The 23,979-nt window shown below is 44.4% G+C and carries 21 protein-coding genes; 12 read left to right on the top strand and 9 right to left on the bottom strand.

The annotated features are described in order from the left end of the window. Positions 1-174: 174 nt before the first annotated feature. Positions 175-2,202 carry a PhoX family phosphatase gene (locus tag AB6D06_RS12350; protein ID WP_102428558.1) on the top strand — a complete coding sequence of 676 codons (2,028 nt, stop codon included), beginning with the start codon at positions 175-177 and terminating at the stop codon, positions 2,200-2,202. A gap of 256 nt (positions 2,203-2,458) precedes the next feature. On the opposite strand, the gene AB6D06_RS12345 is transcribed toward AB6D06_RS12350, so the two are convergent. The 3 genes from AB6D06_RS12345 to AB6D06_RS12335 form a co-directional block, all read right to left on the bottom strand. Continuing rightward, positions 2,459-3,079, bottom strand: coding sequence for a LysE family translocator (locus tag AB6D06_RS12345; RefSeq protein ID WP_017064486.1), 621 nt, complete (start codon positions 3,077-3,079; stop codon positions 2,459-2,461). 164 nt (positions 3,080-3,243) lie between these two features. Beyond that, complete coding sequence (locus AB6D06_RS12340) at positions 3,244-4,530, bottom strand: DEAD/DEAH box helicase (RefSeq protein ID WP_017062632.1); 1,287 nt, start codon at positions 4,528-4,530, stop codon at positions 3,244-3,246. A gap of 182 nt (positions 4,531-4,712) precedes the next feature. Then, positions 4,713-5,696, bottom strand: coding sequence for a GTP-binding protein (locus tag AB6D06_RS12335; RefSeq protein ID WP_372110343.1), 984 nt, complete (start codon positions 5,694-5,696; stop codon positions 4,713-4,715). A gap of 551 nt (positions 5,697-6,247) precedes the next feature. Between AB6D06_RS12335 and clcA the strand changes: the two genes are divergently transcribed. Both clcA and AB6D06_RS12325 read left to right on the top strand, forming a co-directional pair. Beyond that, positions 6,248-7,654 (top strand): H(+)/Cl(-) exchange transporter ClcA, encoded by a 1,407-nt coding sequence (clcA, locus tag AB6D06_RS12330; RefSeq protein WP_372110341.1) that lies wholly within the window; start codon positions 6,248-6,250, stop codon positions 7,652-7,654. A gap of 239 nt (positions 7,655-7,893) precedes the next feature. After that, the gene (locus AB6D06_RS12325) at positions 7,894-8,841 is read left to right on the top strand and encodes a TDT family transporter (protein ID WP_372103292.1); all 948 of its coding nucleotides are present in this window, start codon (positions 7,894-7,896) and stop codon (positions 8,839-8,841) included. 158 nt (positions 8,842-8,999) lie between these two features. Here AB6D06_RS12325 and hmpA read toward each other — a convergent pair whose 3' ends face one another. Next, a complete protein-coding gene (gene hmpA / locus AB6D06_RS12320; protein WP_017062636.1) occupies positions 9,000-10,196 on the bottom strand; it encodes an NO-inducible flavohemoprotein in 1,197 nt (398 codons plus the stop codon). A gap of 368 nt (positions 10,197-10,564) precedes the next feature. On the opposite strand from hmpA, the gene norR reads away from it, so the two are divergent. Together norR and AB6D06_RS12310 are read left to right on the top strand one after the other, a co-directional pair. Beyond that, complete coding sequence (gene norR, locus AB6D06_RS12315) at positions 10,565-12,157, top strand: nitric oxide reductase transcriptional regulator NorR (protein WP_017062637.1); 1,593 nt, start codon at positions 10,565-10,567, stop codon at positions 12,155-12,157. Between the two features lie 89 nt (positions 12,158-12,246). Next, positions 12,247-12,606, top strand: a complete 360-nt coding sequence (locus AB6D06_RS12310; RefSeq protein ID WP_017062638.1) for a glutaredoxin — start codon at positions 12,247-12,249, stop codon at positions 12,604-12,606. Between the two features lie 109 nt (positions 12,607-12,715). On the opposite strand, the gene AB6D06_RS12305 is transcribed toward AB6D06_RS12310, so the two are convergent. Then, positions 12,716-13,351: an OmpA family protein gene (locus AB6D06_RS12305; protein ID WP_372110339.1), complete on the bottom strand. Its 636-nt coding sequence runs from the start codon at positions 13,349-13,351 to the stop codon at positions 12,716-12,718. 258 nt (positions 13,352-13,609) lie between these two features. On the opposite strand from AB6D06_RS12305, the gene AB6D06_RS12300 reads away from it, so the two are divergent. The 6 genes from AB6D06_RS12300 (at position 13,610) to AB6D06_RS12275 (ending at position 19,207) form a co-directional block, all read left to right on the top strand. Then, positions 13,610-14,236: a thioredoxin domain-containing protein gene (locus AB6D06_RS12300; protein ID WP_017062641.1), complete on the top strand. Its 627-nt coding sequence runs from the start codon at positions 13,610-13,612 to the stop codon at positions 14,234-14,236. A gap of 76 nt (positions 14,237-14,312) precedes the next feature. Then, a complete protein-coding gene (locus AB6D06_RS12295; protein ID WP_017062642.1) occupies positions 14,313-14,786 on the top strand; it encodes an FKBP-type peptidyl-prolyl cis-trans isomerase in 474 nt (157 codons plus the stop codon). 172 nt (positions 14,787-14,958) lie between these two features. Further along, entirely contained in the window at positions 14,959-15,549 is a 591-nt protein-coding gene (locus AB6D06_RS12290) for a TetR/AcrR family transcriptional regulator (RefSeq protein ID WP_017062643.1), read from the top strand. A 143-nt stretch (positions 15,550-15,692) separates the two neighbouring features. Next, on the top strand, positions 15,693-16,724 hold the full coding sequence (locus AB6D06_RS12285; RefSeq protein WP_017062644.1) for an NADP-dependent oxidoreductase: 1,032 nt from the start codon (positions 15,693-15,695) through the stop codon (positions 16,722-16,724). A 35-nt stretch (positions 16,725-16,759) separates the two neighbouring features. Continuing rightward, the gene (locus AB6D06_RS12280) at positions 16,760-17,380 is read left to right on the top strand and encodes a glutathione S-transferase family protein (RefSeq protein WP_372110337.1); all 621 of its coding nucleotides are present in this window, start codon (positions 16,760-16,762) and stop codon (positions 17,378-17,380) included. Positions 17,381-17,530: 150 nt separating this feature from the next. Continuing rightward, positions 17,531-19,207 (top strand): RluA family pseudouridine synthase, encoded by a 1,677-nt coding sequence (locus tag AB6D06_RS12275; RefSeq protein ID WP_102333491.1) that lies wholly within the window; start codon positions 17,531-17,533, stop codon positions 19,205-19,207. A gap of 166 nt (positions 19,208-19,373) precedes the next feature. On the opposite strand, the gene AB6D06_RS12270 is transcribed toward AB6D06_RS12275, so the two are convergent. From AB6D06_RS12270 to AB6D06_RS12260, 3 genes are all read right to left on the bottom strand, one after another. Next, complete coding sequence (locus AB6D06_RS12270) at positions 19,374-19,667, bottom strand: YkgJ family cysteine cluster protein (RefSeq protein WP_080582263.1); 294 nt, start codon at positions 19,665-19,667, stop codon at positions 19,374-19,376. Positions 19,668-19,842: 175 nt separating this feature from the next. Then, the gene (locus tag AB6D06_RS12265) at positions 19,843-21,027 is read right to left on the bottom strand and encodes a D-alanyl-D-alanine carboxypeptidase family protein (RefSeq protein ID WP_017072216.1); all 1,185 of its coding nucleotides are present in this window, start codon (positions 21,025-21,027) and stop codon (positions 19,843-19,845) included. Between the two features lie 178 nt (positions 21,028-21,205). Next, positions 21,206-21,793 carry a DUF4136 domain-containing protein gene (locus AB6D06_RS12260; protein WP_065583917.1) on the bottom strand — a complete coding sequence of 196 codons (588 nt, stop codon included), beginning with the start codon at positions 21,791-21,793 and terminating at the stop codon, positions 21,206-21,208. Positions 21,794-22,061: 268 nt separating this feature from the next. On the opposite strand from AB6D06_RS12260, the gene AB6D06_RS12255 reads away from it, so the two are divergent. Beyond that, on the top strand, positions 22,062-22,316 hold the full coding sequence (locus AB6D06_RS12255) for a YgjV family protein (RefSeq protein ID WP_017068159.1): 255 nt from the start codon (positions 22,062-22,064) through the stop codon (positions 22,314-22,316). Between the two features lie 135 nt (positions 22,317-22,451). Here the strand turns inward: AB6D06_RS12255 and AB6D06_RS12250 are convergent, their stop codons facing one another. After that, positions 22,452-23,915, bottom strand: a complete 1,464-nt coding sequence (locus AB6D06_RS12250) for a diguanylate cyclase domain-containing protein (protein WP_372110335.1) — start codon at positions 23,913-23,915, stop codon at positions 22,452-22,454. Between the last annotated feature and the right edge of the window lie 64 nt (positions 23,916-23,979).

Here is a 23,979-nt window from a genome sequence, read left to right as displayed (position 1 = left end):
GTTAATGGCAAAAATCGTGCTACAGAAACAAAACCTTAATCAAATCTATAAAAATCTGTCACTTAACTGCTTCACGATTAGTCACACATTGACCCAACTTATTAACCAATTAGTTAGTAGGTGGGTAAGTCATGAATAACGAATAATAAAATCAGCCAATAGGAAGCAGTAAAGATGAGCAAGGAAACATTTGATAGCACTCGTTTTAATAAGAGCAAAAACAAACCCTTCGAAGAAGTTTTAGATGCGAACCTTTCAAGAAGAAATGTTCTCAAAGGCGGTTTAGGCATCAGTGCAATGACGGCGTTTGGTGCTTTTGGTTTAGCAGGCCACAGCACAGCGCACGCGGCGACAGCATCATCTAGCGCACCGCAAAAAAGCACTGCTACACTTGCATTCGAATCGGTTAAAGGCTCACTGACAGACAGTGTCGTTGTGCCAAAAGGCTATACAGCACAAGTATTGGTTCCTTGGGGTACTCCACTTAACAAGCAAGGCAATGCTTGGTTAAAAGATGGAACCAACAACGCACAAGATCAAGCAAACTCACTGGGCATGCACCACGACGGCATGCACTTCTTCCCGCTTAATGGCAACAGCAACGACGGTTTGTTGGTGATTAATCACGAATACATCGACCAAAAAGCACTGCACGCTAATGGTCCTACATACGATGAAGGCAACCGCCCTAGCCTTGATGAAGTACGTAAAGAGATCAACGCACACGGCGTGAGTGTGGTTCGTGTAAAACTTGAAGGCAACCAATGGGTGATGGTCGATAACGATCCACTTAACCGCCGCTACACAGGCGCGACCGTAATGGATCTGTCTGGTCCTGTTGCTCACAGTGAATTTACCAAAACCAAGTTCTCACAAGACGGCAGCCAAGCTCGTGGCACGTTGAACAACTGTGGTAATGGCTACACACCATGGGGCACTTACCTAACGTGTGAAGAAAACTGGCCGGGTTATTTCGTTAACAAAGGCGAGACAACACCAGCGCAAGAACGTATTGGTATCGCTACTGACAAAACACGTTACGGTTGGGACACGCTTTCAGGTAACAAACAAGAACGCCTAGACGAATTTGCTCGCTTTGACGTAACACCAACAGGTGAGTCAGCAATGGACGATTACCGTAACGAAGCACACGGTCACGGCTACATTGTTGAAATAGACCCATACACAGCAAACTCTCGCGCTAAGAAACGTTCTGCACTGGGTTGTTTCCGTCACGAAGGCTGTACGTTTGGTAAGTTGACCGAAGGCGAGCCGATCGTATTCTACTCTGGTCACGATTCTCGTTTTGAATACCTATACAAATTCGTTTCTGAAGAGAAATGGGACCCGCGTGACGCAGAGCCGAGTAATCGCCTAAGTGCGGGTGACAAGTACATGGATAAAGGCACGCTGTATGTGGCTAAGTTCAACGATGACGGTTCAGGTACGTGGCTACCACTAACGTTGGGCAGCAAGACTACAAACGGCGGCAAGCTAGGTGATTCATTTGACTCTCAAGCAGCGCTTATCATCAATACAGCGGGCGCTGCCGACCTTGTTGGTGCAACGCCAATGGATCGCCCTGAATGGTGCTCTGTTGACCCAATGACGGGTACGGCTTACCTAACGCTGACTAATAACAACAAGCGTAAAGAAGCGAACTCTGCGAACCCTCGCGTAGACAACAAGTTCGGTCATGTTATCCGTTGGGATGAAGGCAAAACGGCAGGCGAGTTCGATTGGGATATCTTCGTATTTGGTTCACCAGCAGTGGAAGACAAGTCTATTAACCGCTCTGGTCTAACAGACATGAACCAGTTCGCGAGCCCTGACGGCTTAGCGTTTGATGCTCGTGGCATCTTGTGGATTCAGACAGATAACGGCGCAGACGAAGTAACTGGCTACACCAATGACCAAATGCTGGCAGTGGTTCCATCTCAGTTAACGGATGACAACGGCAACAGTGCGGTGATTGATGCAAACAACCAAGCACAGCTTAAACGCTTCTTTGTGGGTCCAAACGGTTGTGAAGTGACTGGCTTTACCATCAGCCCAGATTTCAAGTCACTGTTTGTGAACATTCAACACCCGGCAAACTGGCCATCGTCTGAAGATGCAACCGCACAAACTCAAGGCAAAGTCCGCCCAAGAGCATCTACGGTTGTGATTCGTCGAGAAGACGGCGGTGAAATCGCGGTTTAAATATACAACGCAGGCTAAGATCAGAAACATTTCTGTTATCTAGTCTCTGTTCGCTAGCTAAGTAAAATCAAAAAGAGCGATAAGGCCAAATGCCCTATCGCTCTTTTTATATTCTATGCATTCTTCGGTTTAAGTAAGAATCCGAATTTTCAAAACTCACCGTAATCCTAAGTCGTCATCATCCCACGTACGCGTCACCCTCGAGAAGGAGGAACGACTGAGTCGGGGATCTCTGCTCGTTGTAGGCTAACCAGAATTAGCTCACGAACAACCAAACACCAACGCCCATCATCAACGTACCTGCAATGCGGTTCATCAACTTAACATTGTCGGCTTTGCCCAGCATATGCTTTAAGCTCTTTCCGCCTGTCGCGTATAAGGTCATGCAAACAAACTCAGAAACCAGAATGATTGACACGAGAATGAACAACTGCGGTGCTAAGTCTTTATTGCTGTTAATAAAAGGAGGCAGCAAAGAAATCATAAACGCCCAGCCTTTTGGGTTCGCAATTGCAGTGACAAAACCTTGAACCACCAAGTCCCAATCATTGCTGACTTTTGTTGTTTGGTTGTCAGTACTGATCGCCAGTTTGCCTCTCGAACGCCACATCTGAACGCCTAAATAAAACAGGTAACCCGCACCAACAAATTTAAAGCCCGTAAATAGCCATGGGTAATTCAACATGATCGAAGCGATACCCAATACCGCGGCAATAGAAACCACAGCGACACCAGCCAGTTCACCGATCATCATCCATAATGTACGCTTGTATCCAACACTCATTCCAAGTGTCAACGCCAAAGTCATACACATACCGGGCGTGATTGACACGAAGAAAAACGTGGGAATAAAAGCCCAAAGTAGTGCGCTATCCATATTATTACCTTATCGACTTGTTTTTATTTATTAGTTCTTGTTTCTTGATCGGGCTTGAAATGAAGCGAGGTTGAAACGAAGCAGTAATGACAATAAACAATATTGCGATCAATACAAACAAAAAGAGCCACATAACAGTGGCTCTTTTCAATCACCAACCGTAATTACTTACGACGGTTTTTAATTCGCTTCATCATAGTCAAACGACGTTCAGCGCTTGCTTGATCTTGTGGCTCTTCGTTCGCGTTGTTCTTACGACCCTGACGGTTTTTGTAAGCCGATTTAGTGTTCAGCTTCTCGATGTAAGCATCACGTTTCTTCGGTTCATAACCCGGTTGTTCAACACGACGAATGCGCTGTTGAATCAGTTTTTCAACTTGAACGACAGTCAGCTCTTCTTCGCGGTTAACGAAAGAGACAGCGTGACCTTGCTTACCTGCACGACCTGTACGGCCAATACGGTGAACATAGTCTTCTGCTAGGAAAGGCATGTCGTAGTTAATTACGTGTGGTAAGTCTTCGATATCAAGACCACGAGCCGCAACGTCGGTTGCTACCATTACACGCGCTTTACCTTCTTTAAAATCGTCTAGAGCACGACGACGAGCACTTTGCGCTTTATCACCGTGACACAGTACTGCTTTAATGCCGTCTAGCTTAAGCTCTTTAACTACATCGTTCGCTGTTTCTTTGTAGTTAACAAAAACAAGCACTTGGCGCCAGTTTTTACGACCAATCAGCTCAGAAAGCAGTTCTGTTTTACGCTCTTGATCCACTGGGTAAACCACGTGGCCGACAGTAGCAGCCGTTGAGTTTTCGCGCTCAACACTAATACGTTTTGGTTTACGCAGAATATCAACAGACAGTTGGTTTAACTGAGTAGAAGTCGTTGCAGAGAACATCATGATTTGCGGTGATGTTTCTACATCCAACATGATCTTACGAACGGCATTGATAAAGCCCATATCAAGGATACGGTCAGCTTCATCAAATACTAGAAATTCTAGGTTAGCAATAGACACGTTACCCGCTTCTAAGTGCTCTTCTAAACGGCCAGGTGTTGCAACCAAAATATCCACACCCAGTTCTAGTTGACGAACTTGTGAAGACATCTTGTTACCACCGTAAACCGCAGAAACACTTAGATCTGTGTATTTAACGTAGTCTTTAATGTTTTGAGCGATCTGCGCAGCAAGCTCACGAGTTGGAGCAAGAATAAGGCCGCGAGCCGTTCCTCTAGACGCCTTTTTACCGCTGTTCAAAAGGTGCTGAATAACAGGCAATGAAAATGCCGCTGTTTTACCCGTACCGGTTTGAGCAGTAGCAAAAATATCATGGCCTTTACGAGCCATTGGAATCGCTTTTTGTTGAATTGGAGTGAGTTTTTCATAACCACACTCAGTCAACGCTTTGACTAATTCAGGAGCAAAACCTTGAGAGGAAAATGACATTGTTACGGGTTCCTTAAGCAGACAGCCTACATTCTTATTTCAGCCGAGCACTATAAAGTAATTAGAGTGATTTATCTCACATTTATCGTGATATAACGCAAACTTTCTCATTTAATCTGGTGTTTATCCCGCCTTCAACGAGGTAAACACCAAGATCCTTGGTTCAAACAGCAAAAACAGGGCTATTTGATGCCACACAGCTTGAGTAGAATCTGCTCGAGATCGCCCCATGGCATGAGCTGCGAGTCGATCACTTCCAGTCGAGATTCAAAGCCATCAAGCGTAATTTCGTTCACAGACACGACTTGATTCGCCACATTGAATGCGTAGCAACCTTGGTCGGTGTTCACGACAGCTTTTACACGCTCGGCCGTTAGATCTGACAACATAGAGAATAGCGCATCGAAGTCGAACTTATGCTCTGCGCCAAACAACCAACCACAACTGAAATAGCCCTGTCCTTTATTCTCTTTACGGATGAAAGCTTCACCAGGAGGAAGTTGGAATTGAGGCTCTTGTTCAGCGTGATCGTGATGATGCGCTTCAATATGAGATGAAGCATTGCCGTATACTCTTTCAATGTCTAACACTTCCAATGGCACTTCACCATCGTGAATTAGCTTATGGAAGACTTTTGCTGGCGTTTGATCCGTCACCCAATCATTGAACACATCGATGTCTTCAGAATGAACAAGGTCAACCTTAGTACCAAGAATCACATCTGCACTATTTAGTTGATCATTAAAATTCTGATTCGAGGTGTACTTTTCATTAGACAGATTTCGTGGGTCAACCAAACCAAGCGTCGCTTTTAAATCGACATATGGTGTGTACTGATCGGAAGTCAGTGTCGCTATAACCTGTTTAGGGTGACCAAGCCCTGTCGGCTCAATCAATAAACGGTCTGGCTTTTGGCGAAGTAAGGCATTAATACCCACTGACATAGGCACGCCCGCAGTACAACACATACAGCCACCCGGCACTTCTTTAATCAAAGCGCCTTGATCTGTCATTAATGCACCGTCAATACCGATTTCCCCGAACTCATTAACCAGAACAGCCCAGTTTTCATTCTCAGGTTTATTTTTTAGCAGGTTCAAGATGGCTGTCGTTTTACCAACACCCAAGAAACCCGTAATGATGTTCGTAGGAACTTTTTTAGTCATATCAGTTCTCCTTTTTAAGGGAGTATATACTCAATCACCAAAAAGTTGACCCCAATCGATTGTTTACACTGAGATTCGTTAATAGAGGTTGGCGCGAAAATAATCAGAAGAGATAAACAGTAGAGGCAGAATGTGGAAATGGGATGCTCCAGACGAACTAAAGGCGTACTTACTCAGTACGCCTCACCCTCGTTACTCAATCGTGAGTTCGCGAATCAGGAAGCCTTAAATATCGACCTGAACATTTAACGAGGAACTAAAACTTTGTTTCTGAATCCATCCAAATTGTGTGTAAAACCTCACTTCTCCTTGCGGTTCGTTATGTTGCTTTACGATTTAAATATGGTTCATTTTTGGGGATATTCAAGCCGCCGCCAGAGAATCGTTCAAAATTGTGACGGTGATTCCACTATTGACCATAGATTCCATTTATGTAACACGTACATTCCATAAATGAAATTCAACTTTTCATCTTTGTTGCTATAGGATATGCGGAGGAAGCGTATAATTTAATGCAACCCCGCCTTAACTCATTCAGGAAACTTATTTCTATGACCACAAGAGAGAAAATTAAGCAGTCCTTATTAGCAAAAATGCCAAGGGATGCTATTAATCAATTTCTCTCAAGAGATAAGACCCCAGCTTCAGTTCTCTTTCTTTCTTGTATTGTGGGTGTACTTGCGGGTGTAGTGGGTACCTATTTCGAAGTCGCGGTTCATTTCATCACAGAAACTCGTACCGATTGGCTTAAAGATGAAATCGGTAGCTATTTACCCCTTTGGTTGGCCGCTTTCCTTATTAGTGCTGCATTTGCCTTTATTGGTTACTTCCTCGTTCACCGCTTTGCTCCAGAGGCTGCAGGCTCAGGCATCCCCGAAATTGAAGGTGCGATGGACGGTATGCGCCCTGTTCGATGGTGGAGAGTATTGCCAGTAAAATTCTTTGGCGGTATGGGCGCATTAGGCTCTGGTATGGTTTTAGGTCGAGAAGGACCAACCGTTCAAATGGGCGGCAGTATTGGTCGCATGGTCACCGATATCTTTCGAGTCAAAGACGATGACACTCGCCACTCACTGTTGGCTTCAGGTGCCGCTGGTGGCTTAGCCGCCGCATTTAACGCACCACTGGCAGGAATCATGTTTGTGGTTGAGGAGATGAGACCACAGTTTCGCTACTCACTCATATCAATCAAAGCTGTCATCATCTCAGCAGTTTCAGCCAACATTGTATTTCGTTCTATCAATGGCCAATCTGCCGTTATCACAATGCCTCAGTACCAGCCGCCTGAACTCGACGCACTTTGGTTATTCTTATTATTAGGTGTGTTGTTCGGCCTGTTTGGTGTGATTTTCAATAAACTGATTACGCTTTCCCAAGACCTGTTTGTGGCGATCCACAAGAATGACCGTAAACGCTACTTGATGACAGGCACCCTACTTGGCGGTTGCTTTGGCTTGTTGCTCCTTTATATACCTGAATTAACTGGTGGTGGTATTGGTATCATCCCGAACATCACGAATGGCAGCTACAGCGCCAATGTGTTGTTGTTGATTTTCTTAGGCCGAGTCCTCACTACCCTGCTTTGTTTCGGCTCTGGTGCGCCAGGCGGTATCTTTGCACCAATGCTTGCGCTAGGAACACTCTTTGGTTATGCGTTCGGGCTTATCGCAGCGGCATTCTTTCCCGAACTGAATATTGAACCGGGTATGTTTGCAATTGCTGGCATGGGAGCATTATTTGCCGCCACCGTGCGAGCGCCTATCACTGGCATACTGTTGGTTATCGAAATGACCAATAACTACTACCTGATCCTGCCGTTGATCATCACCTGCTTAGGTGCGGTAATCATTGCTCAAATGTTAGGTGGGCAGCCAATTTACAGTCAACTGCTTAACCGTACGCTGAAAAACGAAAAACTAAGACAACAAGATCTCCCTCAACAAGAGGAAGTACGTTAATTACAAATGACTCATGAAACAAAAGCACACATTCAACGTGCTTAATCTCCCGATTCCGTATCAAAATCAAAAAAGCAAACGTTAAACTTGGTATCATCCACTCAAAATTAGTTGAGTGCCCTCAAAATCTATTGATGGAAGACCTACACACTCTAACTAAGGCAAATAGTCCAATATTCTGTAATTAACTAAGTCGGAGCAAGTCGTTGAACTGGAGAAGGTTAACCCAAGTAAAAAATGTGCCGCCATCTCAGGCGTCTTTGGCACTTGGCGTTATTGGACTAGGACAAGCTTGGGCATTATATCTGCCTGGGGTTGGTGAGATCATTCGCCCTTACCTTGCTGCATTTGGCGCACTGTTATTGCTACCCGTTTTACTTCGTTATCTCACCAGCTTTAATACTTTCATCAATGACATTCGTCATCCGCTTAGTGGAAGCTTGATGGCACCAATGAGCATGGCGTTATTGATTCTATGCGACTATTTAGCCGAAATCTCTCCAGTCATTGCTTACCCAGTCTGGTTCTGCGCGTTGTTATTGCATTTTACCATGATGGTGTTGTTCTTTAGTTTCCAGATCATCAACTTCAAAATGTCGAACATTGTACCGAGTTGGTTTCTGTATCCGGTTGGGTTAATCAGCAGTTCCTTAGCAGGTTCACAATTTGGGCACACCGTTTTTTCAGAAACACTTGCGGCCACTTGTATCGGTATCTATTTCCTAATGCTGCCAGTGGTATTGTACCGCTTGGTATTCGAAGGAAACCTGCCCCGCCGAGCAAGACCAACCTTAGCCATCATGGCAGCACCTGTGAACCTGTCTTTAGCGGCTTACTTGGTTAACTTCGACAACCCAGACCCGATTCTAACAGGCGCGTTGGCTGGTATTGCTATCACCATGACACTGCTGATCTACTTGTGTTACATCCGCCTGATGCGTTTGAAGTTCCAACCTTCGATTGCTGCCGTCACCTTCCCATCTGTGATCAGCGCTATTGCCATGCATCGTCTAACTACATTTTTCGGCGCGGAATACCCACAATGGTATTGGCTACACAAGTTTGGTTTCTTTGAGCTAACCATCGCCACCATTCTAGTGATTTGGGTTGCCGGTGGTTACGTAAAAATGTACTGGCCTGAGTTTTTCGATTCCGACTACATGTCCAAGAAGATGAAACGTTCTTAGATAGAAGCGAAAAGATCTTAGCTGAACCATCGTGTTCTGCAGTAGTCGATGATGTCAGACAAAACCAACCAAACCCAAAAAGGCCTCACACTGTGAGGCCTTTGAATAGGCAAGGTATTAATAGTTCAGGCGAGTGTTACTAGAAATGCCGAGACCTATTAGAAGTTAGCGTGAGGGCCGAATACTTCGTAGTGAACGCGTGAACGGTCAACTTTCATTGCATCTAGCTGCTCTACGATATTCTTCATGAAACCAACAGGACCACAGATGTAGAAATCGCTCTCTTCAAAGCCTTTAGTATCAGAGATAGACGCTAGATCCATTTGACCTTGATGCGTGTTTTCACATGCAGATTCATCTTTGTTCATGTACCACGTTTTCGCTTCCCAACCTTTGTCGGCAACAATATCTTTAACACGAGTCGTGAAAGAGTGTTGGCCTACGTTCTCACAAGCGTGAAGGTAAAGTACTGGCTCGTTTTTATCTTCCGTGTTTAGGAACTCAAGCATAGACTGCATTGGCGTTACACCAACACCTGCAGAGATAAGTGTTACTGGCTTGCTGCGCTCTTGATACATGAAGTCACCCGCTGGTGCGTATAGGCTAACCTCATCACCAACAGCAACCGTATCGTGTAGGTGGTTAGATACAACGCCTTGTGTCTCTTGGCCTTGTCCTTCACGTTTAACAGAAATACGGTATTGCTTGCCGTTTGGCTTATCAGACAGTGAGTATTGACGAATCTCGCTGTATTGAGAGCCTTCTGGTTTCACTTCGATACCGATGTATTGACCTGGTGTGTAATCCAGAACTTCACCGCCGTCTTTTGGCTGAAGGATAAAGCTTGTTACTAGCGCTGACTCTTCGATTTTGTCTGCAATCACAAACGCACGCGCTGCTTCCCAACCACCAACAGCTTGCTTTCGCTGTAGGTAAAGTTCAGCTTCACGATCGATGAATACTTGCGCCAAGAATAGGTAAGCGGCTGTCCATGCTTCTTCCACTTCTGGAGTAAAGGCGTCAGCAGCTAGTTCACGTAATGTCTCAATCAGGTGCAAACCAACAATTTGGTAGTGCTCTGGTTGAATGTTAAAGCTTGTGTGTTTCTGAGCAATACGTTCAACGGCAGTTGTTAACGCTGCTAGATTTTCAATGTTCTTTGCATATGCCGCGATAGCTTCAAACAGTGCTACGCCTTGGCGACCTGTTCTTTGGTGAGTCATATTGAAGATATCTTTCAACTCAGGGTTATGCGTGAACATACGTTGATAAAAATGCTGAGTTAAAGCTGGGCCTGCGCTCTCAAGTAGAGGAATAGTAGATTTGATGATTTCGATATGTGCATTGTTAAGCATGAATTTACTCCGAACACTGAGCCTTATGACCTATATGTCATTTTGACTACTAAAAATTAAGAATGACTTATCGATTTTCTGAAACCTTAGTTATTTTTAGAAACTGAGTTATTTTGACTCGTTTTCATTTCAAAAAATCGCGAAACCTGATTAATGCAACCTGATTGATTGAGATCAAGAATAGTCTGTTTAATCAGCGCTATAATTGGGCTTCTCTGTATCTTCTGCACAATCAGTGCCAACTTTATCAATCCCCGTCATTACTGGTTTTCTTCTCAAAACTCATCTTATAAAAATGTCAAAAAGACCTTTTTTTTAAGTCAATAAGACTCTATTATGTAGATAAACACACACAGTTAGAGTTTTTTATGCAAGATATCTCCGCATCTACCCTCATGGAAATGACCATTGGCCTCGCAAGTGGTGTCAACGATCAAGATCGTTTCAATCGCCTGATCGATGCCATTCGCAAAACCATAACGTGTGATTGTGTCGCGCTTTTAAGCCTTCAAGGCGACACGCTAGTACCTATCGCAATGCAAGGGCTCAGCCGAGATACGTTCGGTCGTCGCTTTATCATTTCAGAACACCCACGGTTTGAAGAGATCTGCGCGTCTCGCTCTCCTGTTCGTTTCGATGCTGACAGCTCCTTACCCGATCCTTTCGATGGTTTGCTTATTGACCATGATGGCGATTTACCAATGCATGCTTGTATGGGCTTGCCTTTGCTATTTGGCGATAAGCTCTTAGGTATTCTGACTCTAGACAGCTTGAAACCTGATGTCTTCGCGAATATTCCGGCGCGTAACCTTGAAGTACTGGCAGCTATTGCAGCCTCAACCATGCAGATGGCACTGACCTTCTCGCAACTTGAGCATCAAGCAAAACAGTCAAAGCAATTACTCGAAGAATTGAACGTAGAAGCGTGGGAACGTGACGGCGGTGAGTTGATTGGTAACAGTGACACCATGGTCGCGCTTAAGAACGACATCGCTGTTGTAGCTCCATCTGAGTTTAATATCTTGATTCATGGTGACACCGGGGTTGGTAAAGAGCTTGTGGCTCGCACCCTGCACCACCAATCTCAACGTAAACGTAACCCACTCGTCTACGTAAACTGTGCTGCAATTTCTGAAAACTTAGTAGAGAGTGAACTGTTTGGTCACGTTCGTGGCGCGTTCACTGGCGCAGACAAAAACCGCTTAGGTAAATTTGCTTTAGCCGATGGTGGCACACTGTTCCTTGATGAGATTGGTGAATTGCCTTTGGCCGCTCAAAGTAAGCTCCTACGTGCGCTGCAAAACAACGAAATCCAACCGGTTGGCCAAGACAACATTCAAACCATTGATGTGCGAGTATTGGCAGCGACAAACCGAGATCTAAAACAAGAAGTTGAAGACGGTCGATTCAGAGCCGATTTGTACCACCGATTGAGTGTGTATCCTATCGCGGTGCCAGCACTGAAAGATCGTGGTGACGACATCAGCCTATTAGCGGGTTTCTTCTTAGAACAAGCGCGTCGTAAGCTTGGTATCAACCAAGTTAAGTTCCGCTCCGACGTTCTTTCTTTCCTAAACCGTTATGGTTGGCCGGGTAACGTGCGTGAACTTGAGCATGTGATCAGTCGTTCCGCATTGAAAGCGTTAGCGCGCAGCACCAATAAAAACCTGGTGACAATCACCAAGGAAGATTGTGGTCCTCTAGACCAAGATCAGCCAATTGCGACGACTCAGGTGAAAAACACACCATTATCGACACCAACGATCGACCTTTCTGCAGGGCTACGTGGTGCAACGGACGATTTTCAACGCAGTATCATTACTGAGGTGTTGGAAGATGCCAACTTTAACTGGGCACAAGCAGGGCGAGTTCTGAAAACAGACCGAGCAAATCTGACTCGACTGTCTAAGCGTTTAGGGCTAAATGTGGCTAAGTCTCATACGATCGAACGGACAAAATAGATATTAGCGGTTTGTTGCGAGCATCTGACAAAACTTGTGTATATAATGCTGCAAATTGTAACGCTAATTTTAAATATGTAGAGAGAGTTATGAAGTTTATCCGTTGGTTCTTAGGTCGTGTCATCTTGTTATTGAATTTTGTTTTCAGCCCACGTGGTGTGAAGCGTTCTCAAGAAGAACAAAGCAAAGTAAATGAGCAAGCAAAAACGCACACGTTATACCAATTCGAAGCGTGCCCATTTTGTGTGAAGGTGCGCCGCGCGATGAAACGTCAGTCGGTTCAATTTGAACTTCGTGATGCAAAAAACAACGAGCAACACCGTGCTGAGCTTGAAGCTGGCGGCGGTCGTGTGAAAGTGCCTTGTCTACGTATCGAAAAAGACGGTAAAACTGAGTGGATGTACGAATCTTCAGATATCGTGACTTACTTAGAAAAGCAGTTTGCATAAGCAATAAAGCAACAAAAGTCAGATACAAAAAATCCCTCGAATGTGAGGGATTTTTTATGTCTGTTATTTGGCGTTAATCGCTTCAAATTGGGCGCGAAAGTTCAAACGACTACTTCGTGACAATCAGCATCAATTCAACACGGCGGTTACACGCCTTGCCTTGCGCAGAAGCGTTCGTACAAGCTGGAACATACTCACCGAAGCCACGAGTATAGATGGAACGACTTGATACGTAGTTACTCTCTAATCGAGCCTTCACTTCTTTTGCTCGCTGCTCTGAAAGCGGATCATTGATTCGATCTGTGCCCGTGTTATCGGTGTGCCCTTCAATCACCACATCAATATCTTGGCGTTGAGCAAGGTAGCTGCCTAGCGTATCTAGCCATTGATTATACGCTGGCTCAGGGAATGCTGAACCTGTTTTAAAGTTCACGTGCTGCTCAAGCTTTACCATCACATGGTTACCCGGCAACACTTCAAAATCGATGCGGTTTTGTCTTAAAAAGACTTCCAGTGGGTCGTTAGTCGAAACGCCACGTCCGTAGTTGGTCGTGATGGTTCTGTGTTGATGAGTGCTACTCTGGATAGAGTACCCACGATTGCTTGCTACATGAGTCGTTTGAACCACACCCCATTCAGGATGCATCAAGTCGTAATCGGTTTGTGGTGCAGTCTCTAGCATGTCACCGCCAAGTAAGTCAGTTGGTGACGTGGCTTCACACCCAACCAAAGCTATGCTTAACATTATCGCTAAATATCTCATTACTTCACCAACCACTCATGCAGATAAACCATTCACTAATGTCTATATCGGCACCGAGGGAAAAACTTTAGACGAAAAGAAAGCAGAACCCAAAAAAGTGCTGTTGATCACAGTTAACCGTCTACTAGCTTGTGTTCAGCCGCTAGTTCGAACTGTTTGCATTTATTTACCTTATAATTGTTTTCCAATTCGTACTAAATAGTTAGAATCTCACGACTTCTCAACGCTAGAGCAAACATTATGTTTAAACCATTTACTAAATTCATCACAGCACTCGCTGCCGTACTCATTATCGCGGGTTGTAGTGAAACAGACGAGCCACAAAAAGGCGTTCAATACGAAGCGCTTCCTACTGCTCTAACAGAATTTAACTTGTCTCCGATCACTGAAATCTTCTCTCTTAACTGTGGTCACTGCCGTCAAATGGAAAGTGCCATTCCAGAGATTGAATCTCTAACAGACCAAACTATTGGCAAGATGCACGTGACGTTCAACGAAAGCGCTCAAATCAGCGCAATGATCTACTACACAGCAGTGATGCAGCTTGATGCGACGCCTGACCACGCATTCATGGACGACCTATTTGGTGCCGTTCAAATGGGTGCAGATGCAACACCTGAGCAGCGTCAACAAGCACTAGAGACAGCGTTTACTTCTCGTGGTTTGGTTAGCCCATACCAGCTGAATAAAGAACAGCAAGTCGCTCTTTTCGACTACGTTAAGCAAGCAGAAGAGATCTCAGTAAAAGGTCAGATCAACTCAGTACCAACCTTTATCATCAACGGTAAATACCAAGTACTAACAGCAGGTCACCAAGACGTTGCTGGCATTGCAAAAACGATCAACTACCTTTTGACTCAACCATAATCACGGCTTTAGTCAACTGATTAACACATTTTGTATTAACTACGAAATTCAGCACTCAATATAAATAGGTTTTACTATGTCTAAATTTGTCATCCCGGTCATTGTCTTTCTTTTGGCGGGTTTCATGATTTACCGTACTTGGACGAATCATAAGTCTGGCGGAGAAAACTTCGAACAAGGCCAACAATTTCTAATTGAAAACGGCACTAAAGAAGGCGTGATTACGACTGAAAGCGGTCTTCAATACCTTGTTCTTGAAGAAGGTACAGGCACAGAGCACCCAACTAAGAACAGCAAAGTAACGGTTCACTACCACGGTACGCTAATCGACGGCACTGTTTTCGACAGCTCTGTTGAGCGCGGCGAGCCAATCTCATTTGCTCTTAAGCAAGTAATTAAAGGCTGGCAAGAAGGTTTGACTTACATGGTTGAAGGCCAAAAAGTTCGTCTATTTATTCCAAGCACTCTAGCTTACGGTAAAGGCGGTTCAGGCCCTATCCCACCATCATCGACTCTGATTTTTGATGTAGAACTCATCTCTATCAAATAATCGAAGTGATTGATTTAAGCCCCAACATACGCGCTATGTCGGGGCTTTTTTATATCTGAACATTTGAAGCCTCTTTAGATATTGAGCTATTTAGCTACTGTAACAACGACCAAATATACCCTCGAAAACCGACCACTAGACGACTGGTCTAATTTAACTTATAGTACCGCCCATGAACGAAAAAACGAATGACACACGCCTGCATGTTTTAGATGTTGGCTACCAATTAATAGTGAACAACGGCTTTAACGGCGTTGGCTTATCGCAATTGCTTAAAGAAGCGGACGTGCCGAAAGGGTCGTTTTACCACTACTTTAAATCGAAAGAGCAATTTGGCGAGGCTCTGATCCAGCACTATTTTGAGACCTACATCAGCAGAGTTGAAACTATTTTGGTTCATGGTGAAGGCAACCATTACCAGAGAATTGTCAGTTATTTCACTCGATGGTCACAGATTGAAAACGGCACCTGCAATGCTCATAAATGCTTGGTCGTTAAACTCAGCGCGGAAGTTTCTGATCTTTCTGATCCTATGCGCCAAGCGCTATTAAAGGGTGCAGAAAAAGTGACGAATACCATCGAACAGTGCATTGTCGGCGGTATTGAAGATGGCTCCATAAAGGTTGAAGAGAGCCAAGAAGCAGCTCAGAACCTATACTCAATGTGGTTAGGCGCCAGCTTATTGAGCAAGCTGAGCCAAAGCTCACATAGCTTACAGTCAGCTTTGAGCCTTACCGAACGAATTTTAAAAGGTGAAAGCTAATAACGCGCAGCGCGCTTTATTGGCTTTAACTTAAAAAAATCACCCGCCCTCTTATCAATTTGATGACGGCGGGATTTTTAGACAACAAGACTAGACGACTGGTCTAATTCTAAATGTATAAAATACACAATTAAGGACATCCAATGACTCAACAAGACAATCGCCGAATCGTATTGGCTTCTCGCCCAGTTGGCGCACCGACTCAAGACAACTTCCGTTTAGAGACAATAGCTGCGCCAAGCATCAAAGACGGCGAGATGTTACTTCGCTCAGTTTACCTTTCTCTAGACCCATACATGCGTGGTCGTATGAGCGATGCTAAATCCTACGCAGATCCCGTTGCGATTGATGAAGTGATGGTAGGCGCAACCGTATGTCAGGTTGAAGAATCAAACCACGCTGATTACGAAATTGGCGAGTGGGTACTGGCTTACACAGGTTGGCAAGATCTTGGTGTGTCTAACGGTGAAGGCCTTATCAAACTAGGTAAAGAACCAACGCACCCTTCTTACGCGCTTGGCATCATGGGTATGCCTGGTTTTACTGCTTACATGGGCTTGCTTGATATCGGCCAACCTAAAGAAGGCGACACGCTAGTCGTTGCAGCAGCAACAGGTGCTGTAGGCGCAACCGTTGGACAAATCGGCAAACTAAAAGGCTGTCGTGTTATCGGCGTTGCAGGCGGTCAAGAGAAGTGTCAGTACGCGAAAGAGATTCTTGGCTTTGATGAATGCATCGACCACAAAGCTGACGACTTCGCGGAGCAATTGGCTAAAGCGTGTGACAACGGCATCGACGTTTACTTTGAAAACGTTGGCGGCAAGGTATTCGATGCAGTAATGCCTCTGCTTAACACAGGTGCTCGTATTCCTGTGTGTGGTCTTATTTCTCAATACAATGCGACTTCACTGCCTGAAGGACCAGATCGTATGTCTAGCCTGATGGGTATGTTGCTGGTTAAACGAATTAAGATGCAAGGTTTCATCATCTTTGATGACTACGCACACCGTTACAACGAATTTGCTGTTCAAATGACAGAATGGTTGTCTCAAGGCAAGATGCACTATCGTGAGCACCTGGTTGAAGGTCTAGAAAATGCGCCACAAGCATTCATGGGCCTATTGGAAGGTCAGAACTTCGGTAAGCTTGTTATCAAAACGAACGAAGCTAAATAAATTCAATAAACTGAACCCGTTAACTAGGTAGAATCATGATTACTTTGCATCACCTGAATAAGTCGCGCTCAAAGCGCATCATCTGGCTATTGGAAGAGCTTGGGGTAGATTACCAAATCAAACCCTACCAACGAGACAGTGTCACTTTTCTTGCACCACCAGAACTCAAATCCATGCACCCATTGGGTAAATCTCCTGTCATTGAAGACGATGGCGTCGTGATCACTGAATCTGGTGCTATCACGGAATACCTAATCGACAAATACGGTCAGGGTAAGTTCGCACCTACACGCGGCACCGCAAACTACGTTGAGTATTCGCAATGGCTTCACTTCGCTGAGAGTTCAGGTATTTTGCCAATGTTACTTAAGATCTTTGTGATGAAAGACGGCTGCGAAACTAACTTCCTAGGCGGTTATGCAGACGACGAAAACCAAAAGATCCTCACTTACGTGAATAATGCACTTGAAGGTAAAACCTACTTGGTTGCAGACACACTAACAGGTGCAGATTTTATGATGTCGTTCATCGTAGAAATCGTGGGTAACTTTGGTGCAACTGCGCTTTACCCTAACATCGCTAAATACGGTGAACTTTTAAAGAGCCACCCTGCTTACCAAAAAGCTGAGCAAGTAGAGCTAGAACACTCGAACTGATCGAGTTTCACTCAAACACGTGCTTGCTAGAGTAAACACAAGAAACTAAATGAAGCCAAAGCCGATTTATCTTCTGCTTTGGCTTCTCATTTGTCTTCATTTCGACAACAATACCGAACTCTAACTGAACAGCCATAGAGTCTGATCTTAATGCCAACAAACGTCGCTCAATACACACCTCTGCACCTAGCAAACACGAATGTCGATTTAGCGCTACCGACTCGTTTTACGTTTCCGTATTACTATACCCCGCACCCTGTGTGTGAATTCGCTATGCTGCAGCTTCAGCAATCACTTGTCGACTGTGGTGTGAATGAAACCTCGCAAGGTAATCTCTACGCTGTGCTTCTTGTTCAGAATCCAACCACACAAGGGTTAGGTTACCTTTCTGCGTTTTCAGGCTTGCAGTTAGATCCGGCTTTGGTCTCTCAGTTAAACAACATTCACTTTGTTCCACCAGCCTTCGATTCAAAACAGTTTCAATCTCAAAACAGTGCGAACCTTGCTCGACAATTGCAGCTCTCGGACGACATTGAAAAGCTGCAACAGTCGCACAATCTAGACACATTATTGGCCGAGCTTGAAGGGTTAAAAATCGAATCAGCAAAAGCTATCGAAGCCTTTCAGTTAGCAATGGCCGCAAACAAAGCTCAGCGTAACGAACTCAGAGAACAAGCCAATCAAGAAAAAGCATTAGGGAATCTAGAGTCAGCGGCGAATTTGCTCAAACAACTGGGCAATCAAAGTAGCCAAGAGAAACGTGACCTAAAAGCACTTCGTATTGAGTGGAAACAGAAGATCGCAGAGCGCCAATCACAAATTGATTTGATTGAAAGCGAACTGAAAAACCGTAAGCAAGATCACCAAGCAGTTTCACAACAGTTGGAAACTCAACGCCTCTCTCACTATCGCTTTATCAATCAAGCCAAGCAATCTAAGAATTTACTCGAGTTGCTCGATGGTAAAGACGCGCTTGAAGGCTCTGGTGACTGCTGCCTACCTAAGCTGCTTAACTTTGCGTTTGAACACGGGTTCAAGCCGTTAGCATTATCTGAGTTTTGGTGGGGATTACCGCCTACAGACATCATTCGACAACACGCAAACCTCTACCCTGTTTGTCAGAGTAAAAGCTTTGAGATCCTCGAACACCAGTTAAGTGGCATAGAGCTAGAAGATAACCCGCTTATCGTGAACCCTGCGGTTGGTAAGTCTTTTAATATTGTTTATGAAGACGATGAAATCGTAGTCGTCAATAAGCCTGAAGAGTTCTTGTCGGTTCCCGGTAAGTTCATCGAAGATTCAGTTTATACCCGCATAAAAGCGCGTTACCCGGATGCGACTGGTCCTTTGATTATCCATAGGTTGGATATGTCGACGTCAGGTTTGTTGATCTTGGCGCTCACGGCGGAATCAAACAAGCATATTCAGAAGCAGTTCATTAATAGAACCGTAGAGAAACGCTACACCGCTTTGTTAGATGGCGAGATAACGGGCGAATCTGGCAATATCAGCCTTCCTTTGCGCGGCGACATCACGGACAGACCAAGACAACTGGTTTGTCACCAACACGGCCGAAATGCAGAGACCCATTGGCAAGTGGTTAGCACTCACAATGGCAAAACCAAGGTTCACTTGTACCCTAAAACAGGGCGAACCCACCAGCTGCGAGTGCACTGTGCTCATCCATTAGGGCTTGCTGTACCTATTCGTGGTGACGACTTATACGGATACAAACGCGAGCGCTTACACCTGCACGCTGGCTACTTAAAGTTGATTCACCCGACAACCGGTGAATGGATGGAGTTTGAAGTGCCTTCCGAGTTCTAAACTCTAACTTATCGAGCTAAGACTCTTATCTCACTCAATATTTGATCTCATAAAACGCATCAAGGTTCTACAACTGCTTAAGGTATAGAACCCTGATATTTAATTTTAATGTGATTATCACAGTTCATTAGCGTACTTTAGTTACTGAGTTCAATACTGCAGACGCCTAGCCCATCACATCTTTGCGCTGGTCAACACATTCGAAAGAGCCCATTTCGAACTCGCGACAGATCCATGGTCGGTTTTCGTAGATAGTACACATCAGTGTTTCTCTATCTACCGCAGAACACCAGCCGTCGTCTAAGCGCTTCATGGTTTCACCGCCCCATTCATCATAAGCGATGTGCTCTTCAGGTACGCCCGTATCTGTGATGATCATAACCTCTAAACGACAACAGCATGCCTGACAATTTGCACAGGTTACTTCGGGTTCGGTTACGTTCTTTATATCTATCGTCATAAGTGACTACACTGCTAAATTTTGCGTATAGTAATCGAAACCGCCCGCTACGGCTAATAAAGATAGTGCGGCGCGGCGTTTTCATTGATGTAGAAATAACAAAGGGCGCTGTGATTCACTCACAACACCCATAATATTTCGACTTTTCAGCGCGGCTTATCGCCACAGGCTCTATTTAGAACAGGCTCGCGAAGAACAGCTTAACGTAGTCTATTAAACGTTTGAACAAACCGCCCTGTTCAACCGCTTCAAGCGCGATCAAAGGCTGAGTTTGAACATCTTCGCCATCAACGGTGTAATGAACCACACCTAGAGTTTGACCTTCTGCAATTGGCGCTTTCAGTTCAGAGTTAAGCTCGATAGATGCAGTCAGCTTTTTACTGTCTGACTTAGGCAACGTAATGAACGTGTCTTCTGCCACACCTAATTTCAATGTGTCTTGCTCACCAAACCATACCTTCTCTTCAGCCACTTGATCGCCGCCTTTATGCGGGTTTAGTGTATCGAAGAAACGGAAACCGTAGCTCAACAGCTGTTTGCTGTCTGATTCACGGCTCTTAACGCTTGATGCGCCCATCACAACCGCGATAAGTCTCATCTCACCTTGTGTCGCTGAACTCGCCAAACTGTAGCCAGCACCAGAGGTGTAGCCCGTTTTCATGCCATCAACGGTTAAGCTTCTATCACGCAACAAGCCATTACGGTTATGTTGAGTGATGCCGTTGTAACTGAAAGAGCGTTCGCTGTATAAGCCATACACATCCCGTAAATCACGAATAATGGCACGACCGAGTAACGCGATATCGTAAGGAGTCGAATAGAGGTCGTCTGCATCCAAACCATGTGCATTGGCAAAATGGGTGTTTTCTAGCTTCAGAGAGGTAGCCCAAGAGTTCATCAGGTCAACGAATGCATCTTGTGAGCCTGCAACATGCTCTGCAATCGCAACGCTAGCATCATTACCGGATTGAATAATCAAGCCACGATAAAGATCCATCATTGCTACATCGGTGTTTACTTCGATGAACATTTTTGAAGAGTCTGGGAAGTTCTTCGCCCACGCGTTCTCACTGATTCGTACCTGATCATCAGCAGAGATGTTGCCTCGCTTCATCTCTTGACCTGCCACATAACTGGTCATCAGTTTGGTCAAGCTTGCTGGGTTTAACTTCGTATGTGCGTTTTTTTCTACCAGCACATCACCAGAATTAAAATCAATTAACACATACCCTTTTGCGCCTAGGCTAGGTGGGCTTGGTACTATAGAAGGTGCTGCGATAGCTGCATTACTTACCATCGCGGCGTTACTTACAATGAATATACTTAATAGAGGGAGAGAGTATTTGGAAAACAGTTTCATTGAATCAAACCTAAGTTAACGTTTTGAGCAGTATAGACAAATGCTAGCAAAAGAAGCGCGAACTTTACGTTGCTTTACGTATTTGTACCATTCGTTACAAATAAAAAAGTATAATCTGCGATCTGACCATATTTTCCACAACTAATATTTACTCCACGAATGCATTCAACGCCTAATGCTATCGCTCAGGCATGCGTCTAAATAACATTTCAACAAAGCCAGTAATACGCTGTTTGCTCTCGCTTGGCTCTAAATCAGGTTGGATGCCAGACTGTGCTAATGCTTGCCATTGTACGACCTCTGAGTTAGGTACGAAAAACGCAATGTACAACGACCCTTTCTCCGCGACTTTACCTTCACCATCGTAAAATGGCACACCAGTAGATAGCTTAATCGCATCGAAGATAGACTCATCGTTCAGTTCCGATTCTTCCGCTAATCCAAAGCCTACAACAACATCACCGACACCATCCTGCTTTAACTGATAACCTTTACTTGAGAGCTGTTCTTGAATCGAATCACGCACTAAATCGGTTACCACGGTTTCGTCGTATTTTTGAGAAAGGTAAACCTTTTCTGACTCAGGGTGCCAGGAGTACGTCATCACGCCGTGTTTCATGAAACCAAAGTCACCGCTAGTGACCACACCATAATTGTGTGTGGATGGTATTTCTTGTGTAGAGCATGCGGTCAGCCCAATAGCCATCAAAGCCAATAGTGCTGCTTTTTTTATGCTTTTTGTTGCACAAATGGATCGTTTTATCATTCGAGGCTTCCTTACCTATATAAGAATAACTATCAATTCAACCTCCAACATAAATAGTAATTATGTTAATAGAAAGGTCATTAAACGTTTGCGTAATCGCTAACCTTCACCTCTGTCTGTTTTGGGGGTTTAATCACAAAAACAGAGTTGGTATAGTTCTCCCCGTTAAACAAAACCAGACCATTCGAGGCACGGAGCTTCCTCAATCATCTCATGAAGAGAAGAATTGGTACCGACAAAGTATCGGCAAATTTAAGAGGGTCAAACAATGGAATTCAATATGGTTGAAATTTTAGGTTACGCTGCGTCTATTATGGTCGCAATTTCATTAACAATGAAAGATATCGTTCGTCTGCGTGTCCTTAACTTTATTGGCTGTGCACTCTTCACAGCATACGGCATCATGATTGACGCATGGCCAGTTGCAGCCACCAACGGCTTTATCGCTTGTGTAAACATCTACTTCCTTGCAAAAATGCAAAAGGAAAAAAAAACGGAAGCGATGAAAGCAGCGAAAGCTTAAATTAACGATTAGCCTTTCAAATAATTCTGAAAAAGCCCAAATAGAGCGATCTATTTGGGCTTTTTTGTGTTTGTCGTTCTCAAGAGCTCGATTTGTGTGAACAAAACTTTTCAATTCAATGAGGCTTTCAACCGATCACATGTAAGCAACGTGATATTCGTTCTCTCGATACGCTTGAGTGTTGTTACGTCCACTCTCTTTTGCTTGATAAAGCGCTTTGTCGGCTTTATCGATAGCGGTTTCAATGTCAGTCAGTGCTTGAGCATGGCAACAACCAGCGCTGATTGTTACTGGCGACACTAAGCCTTGAAGTTGCTCAACACATAACCGTAACGCCTCTGATAATTCGAATAACTCATGTTCATCACAATCAAACGTCACCAAAATAAACTCTTCACCGCCATAGCGTGCAATCAAACGACGACGGTTAACAAATCTCTTCAGTGATTTTGCGACCTCACAGATAACCCTATCGCCTTGAGCATGACCATATTGATCGTTCACCCGCTTGAAATGGTCAATATCCAGCAAAATGACACCGACATTTGTTAGCGGATAAGGCGACCTTTGAGTAATTTTCAGTTTTAGCTGCTCGATAAAACTCCGTCGGCTAGGAAGGCCTGTGAGGTAATCGAGGCTCGCAACATCCAATATTTTGAGATGACGATGCCGCAGGTAAAGCACCAGAACAACAATGATACTCAGTAGACTAACAACCAACGTCATCAAACTTGCCAACAATAAGCTGTGGTTCTTGTTGAGCTCTTGTTCTAAGACACCAGCAGAAATAACCCAATTAAGATACGGATAAAACTTGTAGAAGATGTTTTTACTCGTCGTGCCATCTGCCGTAGAGATAGAGTAACTAAAGTGACCTTCAGGTTCATCGACGACTTTATCGATAAGCAACTCTGAAGAGTCATCAATCAAGGTTTTTAAGTGCTCGTGTTCAAAGTTAGGTTGAAGGACTAACGTGCCTTGTAAATCAACGATATATACATAGCCACTATCGCCATACGAGTACTTTCTCAATTTGTCTTTAAGTGCTTCGAGATCAACCAGGTACATCAGTTCATCTTTATAGGTGGTCGCCACCAATGTATTGCCACTCGGTAGCCTCACTGAATATGCGACCTTCGCACGCTTGCCAACTTCATGTGGATTGGCGTGCGAGTATTGGGTCATTCCAGACTGTAAGCTCAGTTGTTGTTGAATATGGGTTAAATGCGCGCGATTTTTCCCTTGTAAAAACGGGTGATATAGATGAATACCTTGTGGTGACATCAGGTAGATATAACCAGACTCTCCAATCACCAATTCGTTGGCAATTCGAATGACTTCTTCAACTTCTTGTTCTGGAGAGACACGCAGTGCGTGAGAGGCGACGGTATCAGTCACACCTTTTAGATAGGTTTTGATCGCTTCGTTGACTGTGGTGTCTACGATGTCGTAACTCGCGTTCACAATAGTACGAAAGAAGAATTGGTTGGAATCTAATAATGATTCTTTCGTCCGGTTGAATTGAACAGCAGAGAGGAGCAGAGAAACTACGGCCAGCACAATTGAGAAACTAAGAATGTATTTACGTCTGACTTTCAAGATTACCCCATAGCTTTCTAATTTTAGGTAACGCTATTTTTTGTTATAGGCAGACTGTTTTATA

This window comes from Vibrio sp. 10N.239.311.G01, assembly GCF_041465805.1.
GTDB classification, from domain to species: domain Bacteria; phylum Pseudomonadota; class Gammaproteobacteria; order Enterobacterales; family Vibrionaceae; genus Vibrio; species Vibrio crassostreae_C.
This window is presented reverse-complemented; position numbering and strand designations above follow the sequence as displayed.